Source organism: Syntrophorhabdaceae bacterium, assembly GCA_036504895.1.
Taxonomy (GTDB): domain Bacteria; phylum Desulfobacterota; class Syntrophorhabdia; order Syntrophorhabdales; family Syntrophorhabdaceae; genus PNOM01.
The window spans coordinates 1-17,422 of sequence record DASXUJ010000096.1 but is presented as its reverse complement, the minus strand read 5'-3'; the positions used below and the strand labels follow the sequence as shown (position 1 = coordinate 17,422).

The 17,422-nt window shown below is 53.3% G+C and carries 17 protein-coding genes and 1 tRNA gene; 6 read left to right on the top strand and 12 right to left on the bottom strand.

Annotation, left to right across the window (positions count from 1 at the left end):
- Positions 1–396: 396 nt before the first annotated feature.
- Positions 397–564 (bottom strand): hypothetical protein, encoded by a 168-nt coding sequence (locus VGJ94_13870; protein HEY3277700.1) that lies wholly within the window; start codon positions 562–564, stop codon positions 397–399.
- Positions 565–880: 316 nt separating this feature from the next.
- On the opposite strand from VGJ94_13870, the gene VGJ94_13865 reads away from it, so the two are divergent.
- The 3 genes from VGJ94_13865 (at position 881) to VGJ94_13855 (ending at position 2,862) form a co-directional block, all read left to right on the top strand.
- Positions 881–971: transfer RNA gene (locus tag VGJ94_13865), tRNA-Ser, on the top strand.
- Positions 972–1,222: 251 nt separating this feature from the next.
- Positions 1,223–1,525 carry a helix-turn-helix transcriptional regulator gene (locus tag VGJ94_13860; protein ID HEY3277699.1) on the top strand — a complete coding sequence of 101 codons (303 nt, stop codon included), beginning with the start codon at positions 1,223–1,225 and terminating at the stop codon, positions 1,523–1,525.
- 647 nt (positions 1,526–2,172) lie between these two features.
- Positions 2,173–2,862 carry a hypothetical protein gene (locus tag VGJ94_13855; GenBank protein ID HEY3277698.1) on the top strand — a complete coding sequence of 230 codons (690 nt, stop codon included), beginning with the start codon at positions 2,173–2,175 and terminating at the stop codon, positions 2,860–2,862.
- A 448-nt stretch (positions 2,863–3,310) separates the two neighbouring features.
- Here VGJ94_13855 and VGJ94_13850 read toward each other — a convergent pair whose 3' ends face one another.
- From VGJ94_13850 to VGJ94_13830, 5 genes are all read right to left on the bottom strand, one after another.
- Positions 3,311–4,615: an Nramp family divalent metal transporter gene (locus tag VGJ94_13850; protein ID HEY3277697.1), complete on the bottom strand. Its 1,305-nt coding sequence runs from the start codon at positions 4,613–4,615 to the stop codon at positions 3,311–3,313.
- Positions 4,616–5,185: 570 nt separating this feature from the next.
- Positions 5,186–5,434 carry a DUF2795 domain-containing protein gene (locus tag VGJ94_13845; GenBank protein ID HEY3277696.1) on the bottom strand — a complete coding sequence of 83 codons (249 nt, stop codon included), beginning with the start codon at positions 5,432–5,434 and terminating at the stop codon, positions 5,186–5,188.
- Positions 5,435–6,179: 745 nt separating this feature from the next.
- Positions 6,180–6,323: a hypothetical protein gene (locus tag VGJ94_13840; GenBank protein HEY3277695.1), complete on the bottom strand. Its 144-nt coding sequence runs from the start codon at positions 6,321–6,323 to the stop codon at positions 6,180–6,182.
- An 88-nt stretch (positions 6,324–6,411) separates the two neighbouring features.
- A complete protein-coding gene (locus tag VGJ94_13835; protein ID HEY3277694.1) occupies positions 6,412–7,107 on the bottom strand; it encodes an ABC transporter substrate-binding protein in 696 nt (231 codons plus the stop codon).
- A gap of 461 nt (positions 7,108–7,568) precedes the next feature.
- A complete protein-coding gene (locus tag VGJ94_13830; protein HEY3277693.1) occupies positions 7,569–8,312 on the bottom strand; it encodes a methyltransferase domain-containing protein in 744 nt (247 codons plus the stop codon).
- Between the two features lie 214 nt (positions 8,313–8,526).
- Between VGJ94_13830 and VGJ94_13825 the strand changes: the two genes are divergently transcribed.
- Together VGJ94_13825 and VGJ94_13820 are read left to right on the top strand one after the other, a co-directional pair.
- Positions 8,527–9,078 (top strand): hemerythrin domain-containing protein, encoded by a 552-nt coding sequence (locus VGJ94_13825; protein ID HEY3277692.1) that lies wholly within the window; start codon positions 8,527–8,529, stop codon positions 9,076–9,078.
- Positions 9,079–9,091: 13 nt separating this feature from the next.
- Positions 9,092–10,291: an anaerobic nitric oxide reductase flavorubredoxin gene (locus VGJ94_13820; GenBank protein ID HEY3277691.1), complete on the top strand. Its 1,200-nt coding sequence runs from the start codon at positions 9,092–9,094 to the stop codon at positions 10,289–10,291.
- Between the two features lie 81 nt (positions 10,292–10,372).
- Here VGJ94_13820 and VGJ94_13815 read toward each other — a convergent pair whose 3' ends face one another.
- The gene (locus VGJ94_13815) at positions 10,373–11,194 is read right to left on the bottom strand and encodes a glycosyltransferase family 2 protein (protein HEY3277690.1); all 822 of its coding nucleotides are present in this window, start codon (positions 11,192–11,194) and stop codon (positions 10,373–10,375) included.
- A 357-nt stretch (positions 11,195–11,551) separates the two neighbouring features.
- On the opposite strand from VGJ94_13815, the gene VGJ94_13810 reads away from it, so the two are divergent.
- Positions 11,552–12,352, top strand: a complete 801-nt coding sequence (locus tag VGJ94_13810) for a hypothetical protein (GenBank protein HEY3277689.1) — start codon at positions 11,552–11,554, stop codon at positions 12,350–12,352.
- A 6-nt stretch (positions 12,353–12,358) separates the two neighbouring features.
- On the opposite strand, the gene VGJ94_13805 is transcribed toward VGJ94_13810, so the two are convergent.
- From VGJ94_13805 to VGJ94_13785, 5 genes are all read right to left on the bottom strand, one after another.
- A complete protein-coding gene (locus VGJ94_13805; GenBank protein ID HEY3277688.1) occupies positions 12,359–14,059 on the bottom strand; it encodes an ABC transporter ATP-binding protein/permease in 1,701 nt (566 codons plus the stop codon).
- A 548-nt stretch (positions 14,060–14,607) separates the two neighbouring features.
- On the bottom strand, positions 14,608–15,318 hold the full coding sequence (locus VGJ94_13800; protein HEY3277687.1) for a hypothetical protein: 711 nt from the start codon (positions 15,316–15,318) through the stop codon (positions 14,608–14,610).
- A 58-nt stretch (positions 15,319–15,376) separates the two neighbouring features.
- A complete protein-coding gene (locus VGJ94_13795) occupies positions 15,377–16,318 on the bottom strand; it encodes a hypothetical protein (GenBank protein HEY3277686.1) in 942 nt (313 codons plus the stop codon).
- A gap of 275 nt (positions 16,319–16,593) precedes the next feature.
- A complete protein-coding gene (locus VGJ94_13790) occupies positions 16,594–17,040 on the bottom strand; it encodes a universal stress protein (protein ID HEY3277685.1) in 447 nt (148 codons plus the stop codon).
- A gap of 169 nt (positions 17,041–17,209) precedes the next feature.
- A partial coding sequence (locus VGJ94_13785; GenBank protein ID HEY3277684.1) for a hypothetical protein occupies positions 17,210–17,422 on the bottom strand: 213 nt, incomplete at its 5' end.

The following is a 17,422-nucleotide window of genomic DNA, read 5'->3' as shown; positions in this document are numbered from 1 at the left end:
GCTGCTGCGGGTACCCGGCCATAGAGCAGCTCTTACCTTTTGGCTGGGGCCGACGGCCTCGATCCTCAAAGGAACCACGAACCTGAAGTCTCCGACAAATTTCAGCGTCCACACAACCCGGCCAATTATTTATGTCTTGATTATGGAGCCGGGGTTAGAGCAAGGTAACGGCGCTCTCGCGAATGGGTCGACCGGGCTCGTGGCGAACTTAAAATTTTCCAGAATAAGTCATAATGCGTTTCAACATCGCGATCTGGCGTTTCATAGTCACCCGCGCCGCCGGCGTGTGGAGACCGGCGCAGCAAGGAGGAACCGACGAAGGCATACTATGATGTATGTTGAGGAGAGTGACGACGCGGCTACAGCCGGTCTCCGCATGCCTGTGGCGCGGGGGGGTTATTTGATTGATTTTTGGGGCTTATCAAAGGTATATTTATTCCCATGGATGACAAACTCTATATGGAGGTGTGCCTGGAGGAGGCCGAAATGGCGGCTGCTGAAGGCGAAGTCCCCGTAGGCGCTCTGGTGGTAACCGCTGACGGCACTGTCATCGCGAGGGCACATAACCTCACCATTCAGGCAAACTCACCCACGGCACACGCGGAAATACTGGCCCTGAACGAGGCCTCAAGGGTCCTCGGAAATCACCGCCTCACAGACTGCTCCCTCTACGTCACCATGGAGCCGTGCATTATGTGCGCAGGCGCACTGATAGAAGCAAGGGTAAAGAGGGTAGTCTTCGGCTGCTACGATGCAAAGCGAGGCGCCCTGGGCTCGATCGCCGATATCAACACCCTGCCTTTAAACCACAAGGTTGAAGTAGTGGGCGGCGTTCATCAAGAAAAAAGCAGGGCTTTACTTCAAAGATTTTTTCAAATAAGGAGAGGTACCGAAGTGGTCATAACGGGGCCGACTCGAAATCGGCTGTACGCCTAATAAGCGTACCGTGGGTTCGAATCCCACCCTCTCCGCTCTTATAAAATACCATTCCTAATCATTTTCCCCGCGAACCGCTGTTCCCCTTTCCGATTATAAACAGGAGATGAACTGCAGGGTAAATCAGACACTACACCGCTTCTTCTGTATGAGAATCCGTACACCTTGTCAGTCGCCTGCCTTCTTTTTGAAACACGCCCATACCATCATGCGATGATCTTCGAATGGCACGGAAGTTGCTTCTAAAAGGGCGGGGGTAAGACTCACATGAGACAAGGAGGACGTCGTGCCGATAAGAATAGGGAAAGAAGCATTTTATGGGATCTGGGCGGACAAGAAAAGCAATCCAGCGCCGAAAGTGAACAAGACACCGCCTGATCTTGAAAAAGTCGTGCAAATTCTGAAGGATAAGAGAGAGGAGAAGGGGCTCACTCTGGAAGAGATAGCAGACACACTGTTTATCACGAGACGGGTCCTTAGATCGATAGAATCAGGGGATTGGAAGAACCTGCCCCCCATGGTCTACGTGAAGGGCTATATCCTTCAATATGCCTCCCTTTTAGGCGTATCCGATTTGGCCTTCGGCTAAGGTCGGCATAGGCGGCATCGCCGCCAACGGCCCCTCATGGTCACGAACGGGGGATCGAGTGGGCATCCTCTCGCTGAACCTCGCCTTTGTCGAAAGAAATCGGCGACGCGCCGGATGATTTCGTGAGAGTGGGTCGATCGTCCAATGGCCGTCACATTTACGGAGCGACGTCAGATCTTGAGCTGATTCCAGTCCTCCCATGATTCTAAAGACCGGCGCTAGTGACTGCCCATCATCCCTAACACGGGAAGAGGTTCGCGGGAAGATATGCAAACCGTGCAACATTGTCCCTAATCGGGATCCGATCTGTTCTTACTCTGTTTGCTGCTTTTGACGTTCGGTCCTCTGCTTTTCAAGCTCCATCTGGTGTTGCTGCCGTTGCATCTCAAGCTGTTGCCCTTAGTTGAACTATGGCGAGCCGTTCAACAAAGATCATATAGTCCCATGTGGCGGGCGAAAAAATAATCCCCCTCAGACATTACCTCTTGCGTGTTCCTTGTCACGAAAATGAGTACTTGATATTCCTGAATGGTGTACACGACAATTCCAACTTTTGCGACCCACAGGCTTCGCTGTCTCGCTTACATTAATGCAAACACCACAGGAGCAACTTGTGGGGGATTCCACCAAATCCATTGGAGGCGAATATGAGGAAGAAAACGGATGCTTTGCGAAAAGTAGTTATCATAGGAGCGGGTGGTATCGGGAAATTGCTTATCGATATCATCGAGACGTGCAACAAGGCGCAAAAAGAATACGAGGTCCTGGGATACGTCGTAGAGTCTCAGTACGGTAGCCCGGGAACGGTGATTTATGGCCGGCCAATCGTGGGTGACTTTGATTGGCTTGCGAAACACGCCGGAGAAGTTGAGACAATTTGCGCGGTCGGGCCGTCCGAGTTAAGACTTAGACTTGTCACACGTGCGGAAGAAGCCGGCGCACGGTTCTGCAACATCATAAGTCCCCTTGCCTATGTATCGCCCTCGGTGACAATGGGTGTGGGCAATATTATCGGAGCCTTTGTCGCTTTTGGTCCCGAGGTGCGCTTAGGCAACCACGTTTTTATAAACCATAGCAGTGCGATCGGTGAAGAAGTGACCCTGGAGGATTTTGTGACCGTGTCGCCCCTCACGAATATTGCACGGGCGTGCAATCTGTCAACAGGCTCGTTTGTATCGGTCGGAGTGACATTAATCGACCGGATAAACGTGGGAGAGTGGTCGATGATAGGTGGAGGCAGTACGATTATTCGTGATGTTCCTGCCTATTCCACGGTGGTCGGGGTCCCGGGAAAGGTCATTAAGATACAGGAAGTGGGGTGGCAGAAGAGCGCGTAATTGGGTGCCTCCGGTCTTTGAATACTTTTAATGGGATAGCCACACTATCGCGCCATGGCAGATCGGGGGAAGTAAGAAATGAAAAGAGAAAGTTACTGATCTGGCCTTCTTGGGGGGGGTCCTGCATTTCAGGAGGTGCTCCATGTCGGTCGTCCCATTATCGGGGGCAGGAAACGGCTGTTAGCCGCATCACCAACGTGTTGGATAGAAGGCACCCGTCCAACAATGGAAGTTATGTACGCAGGCGACAAGGATTTTGAGCGCCAGGGCAAGCGGTTGAGATACCGGTCAAGGCCATTGTTGCGAAATACCCGGAAGCACCGGCGTGGCCTACCGATGAGTACGCAGTGCCGCCGGCCGTCTCCCTTCCAAGCCCCGGCATTACCGGATTGGATGGATAGAGCGGGAAAGTTCAGGAAGGTAGCTTATACTATTGCCTTATCGCCGCCTACATTGTCACGAACATACCTGCGACCGCAGCAGTCATGATCGCTGCCGTTGCCCATCCGAAATACCGGAGCGGGCGCGAACTGACCCGTGTGCCCATTATTTGCGATTTACTTGTCAGCAATAATACCAGGACAATCAAAGGAGGCGCCAGCACCCCGTTGAGCACTGCCGAATAAAAGAGCATCTTCACCGCATTGAACCCGGTAAAATCCAATGCCAGACCCAGCAGCATCGCAACTGCAATCAAGGCGTAAAACTTACGCGATAAGAGGGGCCTATCTTCCAGCGATCCGCGCCACGCTGCCCCTTCCGCCACCGCATAGGCGGCAGAGCCGGCGAGGACGGGAACACCGAGCATTCCCGTCCCGATTATGCCCACAGCGAATAACAGGTACGCTCCGTTTCCCGCTATAGGGCGCAATGCTTCAGCCGCGTCCCGCGCCGTTTGGATGTTGGTGTTCCCGTGGGCGTGCAAAGTCGCCGCGGTGGTGAGGATAATGAAATACATTACGAGGTTGGAGAAGAACATCCCCGTGAACACATCAGTCCGGGCTGCTTTCAATTCCCCGGGGGTCGCCCCTTCGCGCTCTTTAATCGTGCGTTTTCCACGGGCCCGGTCGTTTTCGACTTCTTGCGATGCCTGCCAGAAAAAGAGATAAGGCGAGATGGTGGTACCGAGTATGCCGACAAGGGTCGCAAGAAAGGAGCTCGTCCATTCGAAACGGGGCACGAAGGTCGCGGTCAGGACGGCATGCCAGTCCGGGCGGGCGAGGAAGGCTGCGGCAATATACGCGAAGAGGACCATGGTCAGCCATTTGAAGATGCGCGCGATCTGACGGTATGATGAAAAAAAGAGCAGTGACGTGATCAGTACGGCATAGAGCGGGGTCCAGTAGTACGATTTAATCCCCGTCATCATTTCGGTCGCTTCCGCCATGCCCCCAAGGTCGGCGCCGATGTTGAAGACGTTCGCCACAACCAGGATTGCACACGCAGACCACAATACCCAGCGCGGATAATAGCGCCGCGCGACGCCGGCAAGACCGCGCCCTGTCACCATTCCCAGACGGGCACACATCAATTGCACGGAAGCCATCATCGGAAAAGAGAGGATCGCCGTCCATAAGGGCATATAACCGAAAGTCGCACCCGTGACCGAATAGGTCGAGATGCCTGAGGGGTCGTCATCGGCGGCGCCGGTGATAAGGCCGGGACCGAGATCGGCAAAGAACCCGCGCACCCTGTCCGTGGGGTTGGCCTTGGACTTCGCCGTTCTCTTTTTACCGGAATTCCTTTTAGGCATTCTTTGAATTTAGTTAAAAAGGTCACCTATCGGTGTCGTACTTCACCGATCCCGGGCCGGCCACGGCGGGATAAAGCCTCGCGGCCCCCGGCGGCATTTCCCGTGGCCCATTCCCGTCGCTCTGAAGGGAGAAAGCCCGCGTACGGGCGCTATGCCTTTCATCTGGGCAGTGTAGATTCCCATCACTTTATGATTAAGCAGTTCCATATGGATTGTCAAATTTTTCAGCGGAACGGTCTTCCTTCAAACCATACGACGCTCCAGAGGGCACAGAACCGGGAGGTCGAGACCACAACGCCCTTCCCCGGGTTCCTATCCGGCATACGAGTCGACACCGGAACGGGAATCTGAGGAAGGGCGCTTGAGGCGGCAGGGAGAGTTGTTACCTGTCGGGATTCAAATACCTGTTTGGATGCGGTAATGTTTACCGTGTGAGATCATCAGTATCTCCGGCGGATCATTTCACGTGTGTACTGATGATCTTCCCCTGTACGACCGGGGTGGCGAATTTGACCCGTACAATATCTCTCTTGAATCCTCTACCGTAATCATCTACTCCCTCGGCCATGGTTATCTCATATGGCCGATTTCCTTGCTGATATCAACGGGGGAACTGTAACTTTTCTCGGGCAATTTCTCAATGGTCTTCATCACATCGTCCGGGGCCTTGTTGCTCTTCGCCTTCTGCACCAGGGTCTTTTTGTCTGCAGGAAAATCTACCCCTTTGAGAAATCCTTCGACAGTAATAGGAGAGGACTTTCCAGGATGTCCCCTTCCGCCTTCACCACTTTTCTTTCCACTCTCTGCTGCTCGTGCCATGATTTTACCCTCCTTTTGGTAAAGTATAGGATCGTGAGGAAAACTTAATCCTATACCTGAGAGTGTCAAGGGGTTAATTCAATAATAATTATTGCCGAAAACCCGGGTGAGTCGTTTTAGGCAATAGACCCGCCTGTACTCTTTTCGCCATTTGGCACGAATCTTGTATATTTCAGGTGCTTGTTCAAGCTGATCATAATATTTATGGTTCTTACCTTGGGAATAACATTAGGATTGACGGTTCTTTGCGCTAAGGAGAGGTTCGGCACTGCCCATTATGTCAAAGTCCTGACACAGCATGAGTATGAGCCATGGCGCCTGAAGAAGAGGTAGAATAATAATCAAATTAAAAGGTGATTATGAAGAAACAGACCGGGAAGACAGCGGAGTCCCCTGACCGCAAATCGAAGCACCCCATTATTGATGCCTATCTGAGAATGATCAAGATAGACCTGGACGCCCCAAAGACCAAGAAGTAACCACCGGCAGACGGCTTGAGATGCATTCAGGGTTCAACCAGGGAACAAGGATGTCTCCAATCCTTTCCGGCTCTCGTGTCAACGTACAAACCATACCGGTGCTTTCAGATCAAGTACGTCTCAGCCCCCTATAGAAAAAGACCTTTGGTCGATGATAAGCGGGGGAAGCACTATTATCCGCGATGTTCCTCCCAATGCCGTTGCAGTAGGGGCCCGGGTAAAGCACTCAAGGTGCGCGGGCTCTCTGACACGGGTTCAGTTCTTCCTTATCGCTGTTCGTTAGGCGGCGCCTCCCGGGTGACCTTTTCGGTTTTTTCTTCCTTGCTGCTTTCGTAACTGAGGCTGAGACATCCTGCAAGAGACGTAACCATGAGTGCCGTTGCCATTGTCAGCATAATGATCCTTTTCATTTTTCCCTCCTTCATAGGTTAAATCGTTTCCGACCGGTTTATCACCATATCATGCACACGGTCCTGCCCCGCAGGTTTCCTGTGGCCCTCAATCCCCCTCGTACAAGCGACCTCGATACTTGCCCAGGAAATGCAGGGCGATCAACTTTTCCCGGGCGACCAGCCGGTGGGCCTGCATCAACATACTTTCAGACTTTCCCGATTTCCGGCGGAGCGTCTCAAGCAGCTTCTCGGGCGGATTGTTTCCGAGAATTTCCCTGAATTGGGTGCGGTAATTATTGATCAGACTCACCCCTTCGACCACCACGTCATAGACTTTCCAATCTTCCCCTTTCTTGATGACCCGGTAGTTGATCGCCACATCGCCCTTCTTCGCCTTTACCATGCTCTGAACCTCGACCGTATTTTCGGAGAGGGGCATTTCCTTGGTGAAGGTTACCTGCTCATTGGTATAGGAGGTTATTTTATCGATATACGTATCTTTGAGGATCTTCCTGTAGAGCGCGACGAACTCCTTGCGCTGCCCCTGATTGAACTTGTTCCAATTCAAACCCAGCGTTCTTTTGGAAAGCTCTACGAAGTCGAATAATTTGTCGGCAGCGGCTTCTATTTTCTGCTCCTTTGCCTTCTTGCCCGCTTCTCCCTGGAGCTTGGGATCACCCAGCACATCGAGTACGTTTGAGGCGTTCGATTTCACGATATCAAAGGCAGGGCCTGCAAAGGCGAGACAGGGGAGCACCACAAGTGAAAAAAGCATGATCCCCGAACGCCCCCATCTCCTCATGATGCCACCTCCCCTCACCGGACATGGCCCGGCTCTTACGCCCTCCCGCTTCGCCGAACACACCTTCCGGCGCTCCCCTTTTGCATATCGAATATAAGCATCCGCATGAGAAACTCAAGAACGTCAGGCGCGATTTTTCATATCCCAGCGGGAGGACTGGAACAACAATTTCTGAAAAGAATATTTTGTGCAACAAAGGGAAGAAAAGACTACTTTTCGGCAGATACTGCCCCGTCAGCGGGGATGACCGGCAGCCATGATCCTCTGAAGAAAGATCTCCGTCCATTTTTCCTTTTTCTATAAAGCTTTTGCTATTCTTTCCTCAGGGACTGGAGGGTAACGGACTTCACCGGATAATGGGTAACCCTTCCGAAAGAGCTTTTCTTACCATTTCCGTCTTGTTGGATATCGGTCACCAGGATAAGGGGTATGAGATCCTCGATGGCTGCAAGGGCCTCGCGCTATACCTTTTCCGCAAAAATGATGAGGGTGTTTCCCCCTTCCAGGATCTCTTTTCCCGATGTTTCGGAAAGCCAGTATCGGTCCCGCTTCTTTTTTGACCAGAGTCTCCCGTAGAGGCGGATGCCCCAGACAAGGGGCTTCAGGAATACCTGCTTCGGTTTCTTCTTATCGCAGGTCACGGTCCTGATGGAAAATCCCGCGTGCTCAAGGGCGAAACGGATGAGGGTATAGCCGATGGGGCTCATGTGGAGGCCGAAAGTACGGCCACGGCAGGCGTTGAGAAAGGTCTCCCGCGAGATGGGCCGGGTGAAGAACCCGGTGACGAGAAATTTGAGCCGCCGCTCGATGTTGAGATAATTGGGCGTGGAGAGGATGAGGGTCCCCAAGGGCTTCAGTACCCGCGCAAGCTCCCGGACCGCGTTGTAGGGGTTTTCGGTATGCTCGATGCCCTCGAGAAAGCAGACATAGTCGAAGGTTGAATCATCATAGGGGAGGCGGGAGTTGAGGTCGCCCCGGTCGACGGTGAGCCCCGATGTGAGGAACTGGGAGGGGTCGATATCGCAGCAGGAGACGGTAAAACCCATAGAATGGAGCATTTTCGCAAGCGCCCCCAGGCCGGTAGGGATGTCGAGCACCCGCCCGCGAGGACGGCCGTTCAGGTAACCCAGTGCCTTCTCATGAACCCCGTCCCGGGCCAGAGGATGAATAGAATGCCTCGAATTGCCCATCCCATAGTATATCATACCGGGTCAGCCAGGTGAACCGAAGTCGGGGGACGTAAAGGCGTGGCGCGTTGATGGTTTGTGGGTTATTTGGAGGGCGCCTCTGATTGAGGGAAGACAGGTGACCGCGAATGAGCCTTGCCCTTTCCATTTTATTCGCAATCGGACGAGGAAATGGATATATTACTTAAGCGATTCCCGCAGCATACAATATATCCGAAGGAAGGCAAGAGATATGAAGGCGACGGAGCAGCTAAGAAACGAACATGAGGGCGTAAAGGTCATGCTCGGCATTTTGGGTAAGATGGGCCATCAACTGGAAACCACGGGAAATGTGGGCAAAGATCATTTTGAAAAGGTCCTCGAGTTTTTGAAAGTCTTTGTGGATAAATGCCATCACGGGAAGGAGGAAGATCTCCTGTTCCCTGCATTGGAAGCCGCAGGGGTCCCCAAAGACGGCCCCATCGCCGTTATGCTTTATGAACACGAGATGGGCAGAAGTTACGTCAGGGCTATGAGCGAAGCCTTTTCCCTCTACATATCCGGCAACAAGTCGTCATCCGAGGGCATTGTTCGGAACAGCCGCGAGTATATCGTGTTGCTCAACGCCCATATAGAGAAGGAAAATAATGTCCTCTTCGTGATGGCAGACGACCTTTTGCCGGAGGAAGAACAGGATCGGCTGCTTGAGGGGTTTGAAAAAATAGAAGAGGAACGGATCGGGGTCGGCAAACATGAAGAATTTCATCGCCTGATTAAGAATCTAAGCGGAATATATCTTGGCTGAAAAGGAGAATTTCATGGCTTTTAAAATCAGGGAAAATATCACCTGGGTCGGAAAGATCGACTGGGAGCTGCGAAAATTTCATGGAGAGGAATATTCGACCCATCGGGGTACAAGTTATAACTCCTATCTGATACGAGAGGAGAAGACCGCGTTGATCGATACCGTATGGGGGAGGTTCTCGGGTGAATTCGTGGAAAGCCTGAAGAAGGAGATTCCCCTTGAAAAAATAGATTTTGTCATCGCGAATCATGCGGAATCGGACCATAGCGGCGGACTCCCCGAACTGATGCGCCATATCCCCGATACGCCGATTTACTGCACTTCCAACGGGTTAAATTCCCTGAAGGGCCATTATCATCAGGACTGGAACTTCAAGGTGGTGAAGACGGGCGATATGCTCAGCCTCGGATCCAAGAAGCTGGTATTTATCGAAGCTCCCATGCTCCATTGGCCTGACAGCATGATGTCGTACCTCACAGGCGACGGCATTCTCTTCAGCAACGATGCATTCGGCCAGCACATTGCATCGGAACTGATGTATAACGACCTCGTGGACCAGGCGGAATTGTTCCAGGAAGCGATCAAGTATTACGCCAACATACTGACGCCTTTCAGCATGCTCGTTGACAAAAAGATCAAGGAAGTCGTTGCATTGAACGTGCCGGTAGAACTGATCTGCCCGAGCCACGGCGTCATATGGAGAAAAGACCCCTTACAGATTGTGAATAAATACGTTGAGTGGGCAGGCAGCTATGCCGAAAATCAGATTACAATCATCTACGACACCATGTGGGACGGCACGAGAAGAATGGCGGAAGCCATAGCCCGAGGAATCACGGAAGAGGACCCGACCGTGGCGGTCAAGCTGTTCAATATCTCCCGATCGGACAAGAATGACGTGATCACCGAGATTTTCAAATCCAAGGCCATCCTCATCGGGTCACCCACCATAAACCAGGGCATCCTGTCCGCTGCGGCCGCCATCCTGGAAGAAATAAAGGGCCTGAAATTCAAGAACAAGAAGGCGGCAGCCTTCGGCTGTTACGGATGGAGCGGCGAATCAATTAAAGTGATATCGGATAAACTCAAGGAAAGCGGGTTCCTGCTATTGAATGACGGAATACGCGAAAAATGGAATCCGGACACCGAGTCGGTCGCGAACTGTATTCGTTTCGGGAAGGAATTCGGGCTGAATCTAAAGAGCATGCCCTAAAGTATTTGCGAAAGAGGAGAGCGGAACCGGGCTGCGAAGAGGGAATTTTCGTCCCGTCTCCCGTAGCCGGCTGAAATATACCTATTTCTGTCCGGTCCGGCGCTGCTCCCGCTCTATTTCCCACAGCTTGGCCTGCTTCATGAAGACGTAATAAACCGTGCTCACCGCCACTATCAGTCCCGGGACGCCGTCGAGAAAGCCGCGCTTCAGAATATAATCTCTGAAAAACCTGTAAATCGGTCGGAAGAGCAGGTTCGGGAGGCGGAACTTTTTCCCTGCCTTCCAAAGATCTTCTGCGTAAGTCGCCGAATACCTGTCGATGGTCTTGATCTGGTCCGACGTATTCCCGTACGGAGCGTGCATGTAATAGCTCTTAAGGTGTCCCACTTTGCCTTCCACGTGGACCTTCGCGTGGAGGTCGCCTCTCCAGGCGCCTTTCGATTTCCTGTAGAGCCGTATCTCGTGATCGGGATACCACCCGCCGTATTTGATCTCCCTTCCTAAGTAGTAATTCCTCCTGTCGACCACGAACGCGTCGAAAGGGGTTTGAGAAGTCACGATCGCCCCGATCTCTTTCTTGATCTCCCTTGTGAGCCATTCGTCCGCGTCGATGAAGATGACCCACGGGTTACGGCATTGATCCTGGGCATACTGGTATTTTTCCCGGAAGTCGTTGCAATCGAACTGGACGAGCCTGTCGGTATAGCGGGTAATGATCGCGTGGGAGCCGTCCGTGCTGTGGGAGTCTACGACCACGACTTCATCGGCCCATCCGGCCACGCTTTCGAGGGCTTTTTCGATTGTGTTGCCATTATTGAAGACGATCATGTAGACGGACAGGGGCAGCTCGGCGGTGGGGCCGTCGGTTTCGGCAATGCGGCGTATCGGGTCTCCCGGGGTCATGGCATCTTTCCCATCCCGGCCTTTAGGGCGGGACGTTTCTCCGTCGGTAAATGTACACCAAAAAGTGCTTGAAATCAAACGGAAAAATATACCGGAAAATCTCTCACCGGGAGCCTTGACAAGAAGGCTTTCGGACTTACAGTAGGTTTATCCCCGAATCCTTCAGAGAGGGGGCGGGTTGGCGCCTGGGGCATAGAGACTCTAAGTGTGTGGCGTGGTTCTTCTCTATGCCTCTGAAATAAGCCCGCCCCCTACCGTTTCCGCGATTGGCAAACCCCTTGCTCCTGTGATACCATGTGGGATGAGCTTGGCCCGGGTGGCGGCAATCGGAAAAATTGATGTGGTGCGGGTAAATCGGTGAGCCCATCCCGGCTGGGCCGTAGGATACTTCCCCTTCTTTTTGCAGTGGTCCTGATTTTCATCACGGCCCTTGACGCCCGTGCCTGGACATGTAAGACCCATATATTTATCGCCCGCGAGGCAGGGATTACTGAGCCGGCGGCCGCCTGTTTCCCCGATATGACCAGGAAGGAAAACGACGCACTCCTGGGACCCTTCCACTGGCACAATCCTGCGCCCGATGCGGTCGTCACCGCTGAATATATCGAACGGTTCGGGGTAAGTTCAGAGGTATTCGTGAAGCAAGATGCATACCGGGCTTATTCTCTCTCTATCAAAGTTCCGGATCCGGCAGGCGTGCTTTATTGGAAAATATGCGACCTTTATGGGGCGATGAAAGGCGCGGGCCGTTGGGAGCATGAATATTACCTCACGGTAATCGCTCATTATGTGGGGGACCTCTCCCAACCCCTTCATAATTTCCCCTCCGGTCGCATACCTGCCGCTGACGGACGCTCCTATCCGGACGTGGGAATATGGGCGAAATCGGCCCACCTGAGTTTTGACATGGCCCTGGACCCTTACCTTCCTTTACAGGCGGAAGAAGACCGGGCAATAATCGATACAGCCTCCCGGCCGGCCGTCAACTCCATGACCGATCTCAAGCGCGAGATCGCGCGGATCGCGAATGCGTCTCTCGCTCTCGCCAATGCCTGCTACAGGGAAAAAAGGGGCCTCACCAAAAAGGAAGCTCTCACCCAGGCGGCGATGTCGATCAATCTTTTAAAGGCCGTGATAGAGGGAACAAAATCGCGGTAGCGGCCATCACTCCTGCCGGAACTCCTCTGCGGCAACTAACCTCCATTTGCCTTCTCCCTTGATTTCCAGCACCCGGTCATGATGGGCGATGAGAGTCGGCCTGTGGCCCACGCTCACATAGGTGGCGCCCATACCGCGAAGCTCTTCGTAGAGGTGGGCTTCATTGGCCACATCAAGGGCGCTCGTAGCCTCGTCGAGCATGGCATATCGGGGCTTCGAAAGGAGAAGACGGGCAAAGGCGAGGCGCTGCTGCTCGCCCAGGGAGAGGACGTGGCCCCAATCCAGCTCCGCATCGAAACCTCCGACCCTTTCGGGCAGGTCCACGAGCCTGACCCTCGCCAGAACCTTTGTAAGCTCTGTCTCCGCAATCTCGCGGGAGAGATGGGGATAGAGGAGTTGTTCCCTCAGGGACCCCAGGATCATATAGGGCCGCTGGGGAAGAAAGAGCATCTGGTCGAGGGGTGGACGCATCACCCGGCCGCTCCCCGAATCCCACAATCCTGCGATGGCCCTCAAAAGAGAGCTCTTGCCTGCACCGCTCGCGCCTACTATCAAAAGAGATTCATCGGGAGGCACGGAAAGAGAAAGGTCCGTGAAAAGGGTGTGGCCGTAATTGGGGGTCTGGAGGGTAAGGTGCTCGAGTGCCAGCCCGTGCTCCTCTACGGATTCGATTACCGGCAACCCCTCGTCCTTCTTCGGGGGCCTTTCGATAGCGGAAGAGAAGCTCTCGATACGGGTGACCCCGGCGGCGAATGCGCCTATCTGTTCGAATTGAGAGACAATGATCGACAACGCGGAAAGCACCTGGGAAAAGGCGCTCGAGGCCTGGGTCACCACCCCGAATTTTATGTCGCCCGCAAAATAGAGGGGCGCCATAACCGCAAAAGGAACCACGAGGATCAGGAATTCATAACCCCTTGTCACAAACGCAAGGTTCCGCTGCCAGCCTATAAGGAAATTCAGATTGGCCATAGCATGCATAAGGCGCTGCCTCACCTGGGAGGACTCCCTCTCCTCCCCTTGATAAAAGGCGATCGATTCGGCATTATCCCGGACATGGACGAGACCGTACCGGAGGTCCGCCTCCTTCCTCAACTGCTGGAAATTGAGGTTTATGAGCTTCTTCCCGAAAAACATGGTTGCCAGGGTTCCCACTGCGGCATAGATCAAGAGCACCACGACGAGCCTCGTCGAGATCGACCAGAGTATGCCCACAAAAGAGATGAACTGAATAAGCGAGAAAAAGAGGAGCGAGAGGAATTCGAGGCTATTCACCGTGAAGGATGAGATATCCTGTGCAATACGCTGGTCCGGGTTATCGATCCTGCCTTCCTGGTCGATACGGTAGTAGGAGCGGTTCTGAAAGTAACGGGATATGAAATGGTTCGTGAGCCAGGTCCGCCAGTTCACCCCAAGCTTCCTGCTCACGTAGGAGAAATATGCGCTTACCGGCGTGGCGATCACGAAAATAGCCAGGTATTTGATCATATTATAGGTGAAATCGCTCACCTTCTTTTCGCTAAGGGCAGTCATAAAGTCCCTTCCCACGAAATTGAGGATGATATTCATGGCAGAAAAGGCAAAGAGCAGCACAATGAGCAGGGCCAGCACACCCCTCGCCTTCCATTTCTCATCGGAAAACCAATAAAGCTTCGCTATTTTCCAAAAACCCTTCCACAACTGCCGGTCAAAAATATTTATTTTCACAGAGCCTCCCGGGACTAAAAAGACGGCGGACCGCCCAAAGGCGGATGCCTGAGAACTTTTATCACGCAAAGATTAATGGGGTCAATGGGGAAAGCGTGCGTGTGATGCGTGTGATGCGTGTGATGCATTAAGGCGTTGAGGCTTATAATCAGAAAAAACCGGCTAAGGGGCGAGATAAAGCAGTCTCAACGCGGAAGAACACAGGTGGGTACCTAAAAACGGGCAAATATCAAACATAGACCTGCGTGATGTAGCTCGCACCGTGAGCGCGACCAACAGTAGCCAACAGTAGGTGCCTTAAGCAGCGCCTGAAGCGGGGCGAGGCTCGGCCGAGTAAATTCGTTAGGGGGAATCGGGTGAGGAGCGAAATGAAGCCGGCTGGATGGGACAGCGCTCAAGTGGGGTGCAAAACAGGGGCGTTGTCTGGATGATTCTGCGTGATGTAGCTCGCACGGCGAGCGAGAAGGGGAGGCTTGGTCGGCTTCGCCGGCCGAGGGGGCGACGTGAGCCCCATTAATTGCCGTGAGCCCCTTAAATTGTGTGCCCTTTTACTTCATCACCCCCTGCCCTATCTGTTTGATCAGCCACAGGGCGAGGTTTACCGGGGTCCCTTCCATTTTGGTTTTTGCCCCTTCCCCCCATTTTTCGAGGAAGATATCGGTCTTTTCCGCCTCCGCCTTCACAATGCCGAGGGGAGGGACCTCTTCGCTCACGAGGGCTGAGATCTTCCTGGCCTTCTTATCGGTGGCTTCCACTTCCGTGACCGTGATGCTCTTCCCTTCCCAGAGGATTGTTTTTCGGCCTACCCGCTTTGCCACATAGGAATTCTGGAAGTCCCCCACCTCCCTCTCCTTTCCCTCGTAAAGCTTTCTCGGGACCATAAAAGGAATGTAATCTTTTATCTGGATTATTACTTCGAAAAGGCGGCCGGGGCCGTCTTTCGTCTCTTCCACGAGGAACCTGCTTGCCACGCTCGCTCCGCTCTCCGGGGCCACCTCGACCTCCATCCACGAACAGGTCTTCTCCTCGCACTTCGCCTTTTCGAGGGTCGATATATACATCCTGTACCGCTCGTTTTTCACACGATCGTGAATGGAATATATTGCCCAGGAGCCGGGCACAAAGCGGAATACCTCCCCGATAAGCATAACCGGCTTTTGCCCCCCGATCTCGGCGCATGGAGCCGCGGTACAGAGGCTGCAAAGAAGAATGAAACCGAATAGGCCCATCCCGGCACGGCGGCCATATGCTATTTTCATAATATCTTTCCCATTGAGTATCATACGATGGAGCCTGAAAGGGGCCCCCATTCACCTATCAGTCGGAAGGCTGGGATGCGTTTGAAATCACCTTTTTCGGGACGCAGCCGGGACCGAGCCTCGTGTACCAGAGGTCGGACTTTATCCCGTTACTCCAATGGCTTGCCGCCTGCTCGAAGACGATCGCCTTTCCTCCCTCGACAAAGGTAGGGTTTGCGCCCTCCACTATTTTCCGTTTCTTCCCCTTCTTTATGTCCACCAGGTACACCGTATCCATCGATCCTTCAGGCATGGCGGGGCTGAAGCAGAGGATATGGGTGCCGTCAGGGGAAAAACGGGGCCTTCGGTAGGGCGTGCCGTCAGTCGGGTCTTTGGGATATCGGAAGAGAGATTTGCCTTTCATGTCCACAATCTCGAAACCGCCGGCAAGGTCACTCACCGCATGCTGGTACGCGACAAGGGTCTGGTCCGGCGACAAAAAGGGTGCATCATAGACATAACCATTCTCGAGCAGCGTAGATGGATGGCTGACAATTGTCCGGAATTTGAGATTGAGAAGATCGACAGTGCTCACCGACATGGTGGCGGTCATCTTCCCGTTATCCCCTAAACGGGCTCCCGAAAGGCCAACAAAGACGAAGGCGTTGCCGTCAAAGGAAAATGTCGGGTCTTGAGCCCCCTGGACGTCTTTTATATCGAATTTCTTCGGCGGCCCTCCTGCCGTTGAGAGCAGATAAAGCTGACCGTAACCGGTAAGGCGGTCCTTTCCCGAATGGTAGAGCACCCACTTCCCGTCAGGGGAGAGGGAAGGGGATCCGTCCTGACCGGAAAAGGTAAGCTGGCGCTCCTGCATACCGCTCGGGTTCGCGATCCAGACGTTGCCCCCACGAATGAATACGAGCTTTTCGCTCCCCGTTGCGTCGGCCCCTGTCCAGAGAAGGGCCAGGAAAAGCACGATAAATACCGTTCGTACCACAAACCACCCCTTATTTTCCGCCATAATGCTCTCAATTTATAACATATGGGACGCGAGGTTCAACTGTTTTTCACCTGGAATGGCGTCAAAAGGGGCTCTGCGTCACCTGATCGTGTTCATTTGATAATTGGGTGCAATTTTCCCATAGATGAGGATAAGGGCCGAGAACCGGCTCGGATTACCCCAGAGGGTACACTCAGCGACCGGCAGAATGGCAATCCATCGCTCCTGTCGCGAAGGGAAGACAGAGTCCCCTGCCGCCGTCGGTCTGGCCGACCCACGGTTAGAGGTGTCATTGCTTATTTCGCTAACAACACGTTGCAGGTGGCTCCTTTGAGGACATTTCGCGCGACGCTGCCGATAAAGTATTTTGCGATCGCCGTTCTTCCCAAAGACCCGATCACAATGAGATCGACCTTGTTGTCTTCGGCCTCTTTCAATATCTCTTCATATGCGATGCCCCTGCGGATGCCCGTGACCACCTCTACTTCTTTCGTCTGGGGAAACTTCTCAAGCTGAGTCCGCATCCTTTGCTCGGCCTCGACCCGGGCCTGGTCACAAATCATCTCCAGGACCTTCTTTTCGAGGACGGTATCGACAAAGGGAATGGGGTGCAGCGGCTCCTCGTGGATCACATGGAACAGAAAAACCTTGGCCTTATATTCCTTTGCGATGTCGAGGGCCTGTTCTAACGCCTTGTCCGAATATTCGGAAAAATCGGTGGGTACAAGAATCCTGGTCGGCATGAGCATTTCTATGTCCTCCCTTCCCGTTCATTGATGGATATCTTATCTGATAGAATCATAATACCTGTCGCCCGTCGGATGGAACAGGCGGCCCGTGAGAATCTCGGGAACCTATTCCCAATTTTTCATTTCTTTTGAAAATATTGCATGCCCCATAGTCCTGAAGCGCTCACGACCCGTACCAGAAGATCTGCACGAGGACCATGGCAACGATCACCGCAATGCATGAGAAAGGGACGGCTATCTTCATATATTTCCAGAGGTCGATTTTGTAGCCCCGTTTCTCCAGCATGCCGCAGGCAAGGACGTTGGCGGTGGCGCCCACGGGGGTCAGGTTCCCTCCGATGCCGGTGCCTATGAGCATCCCGAAATAGAGATAGAA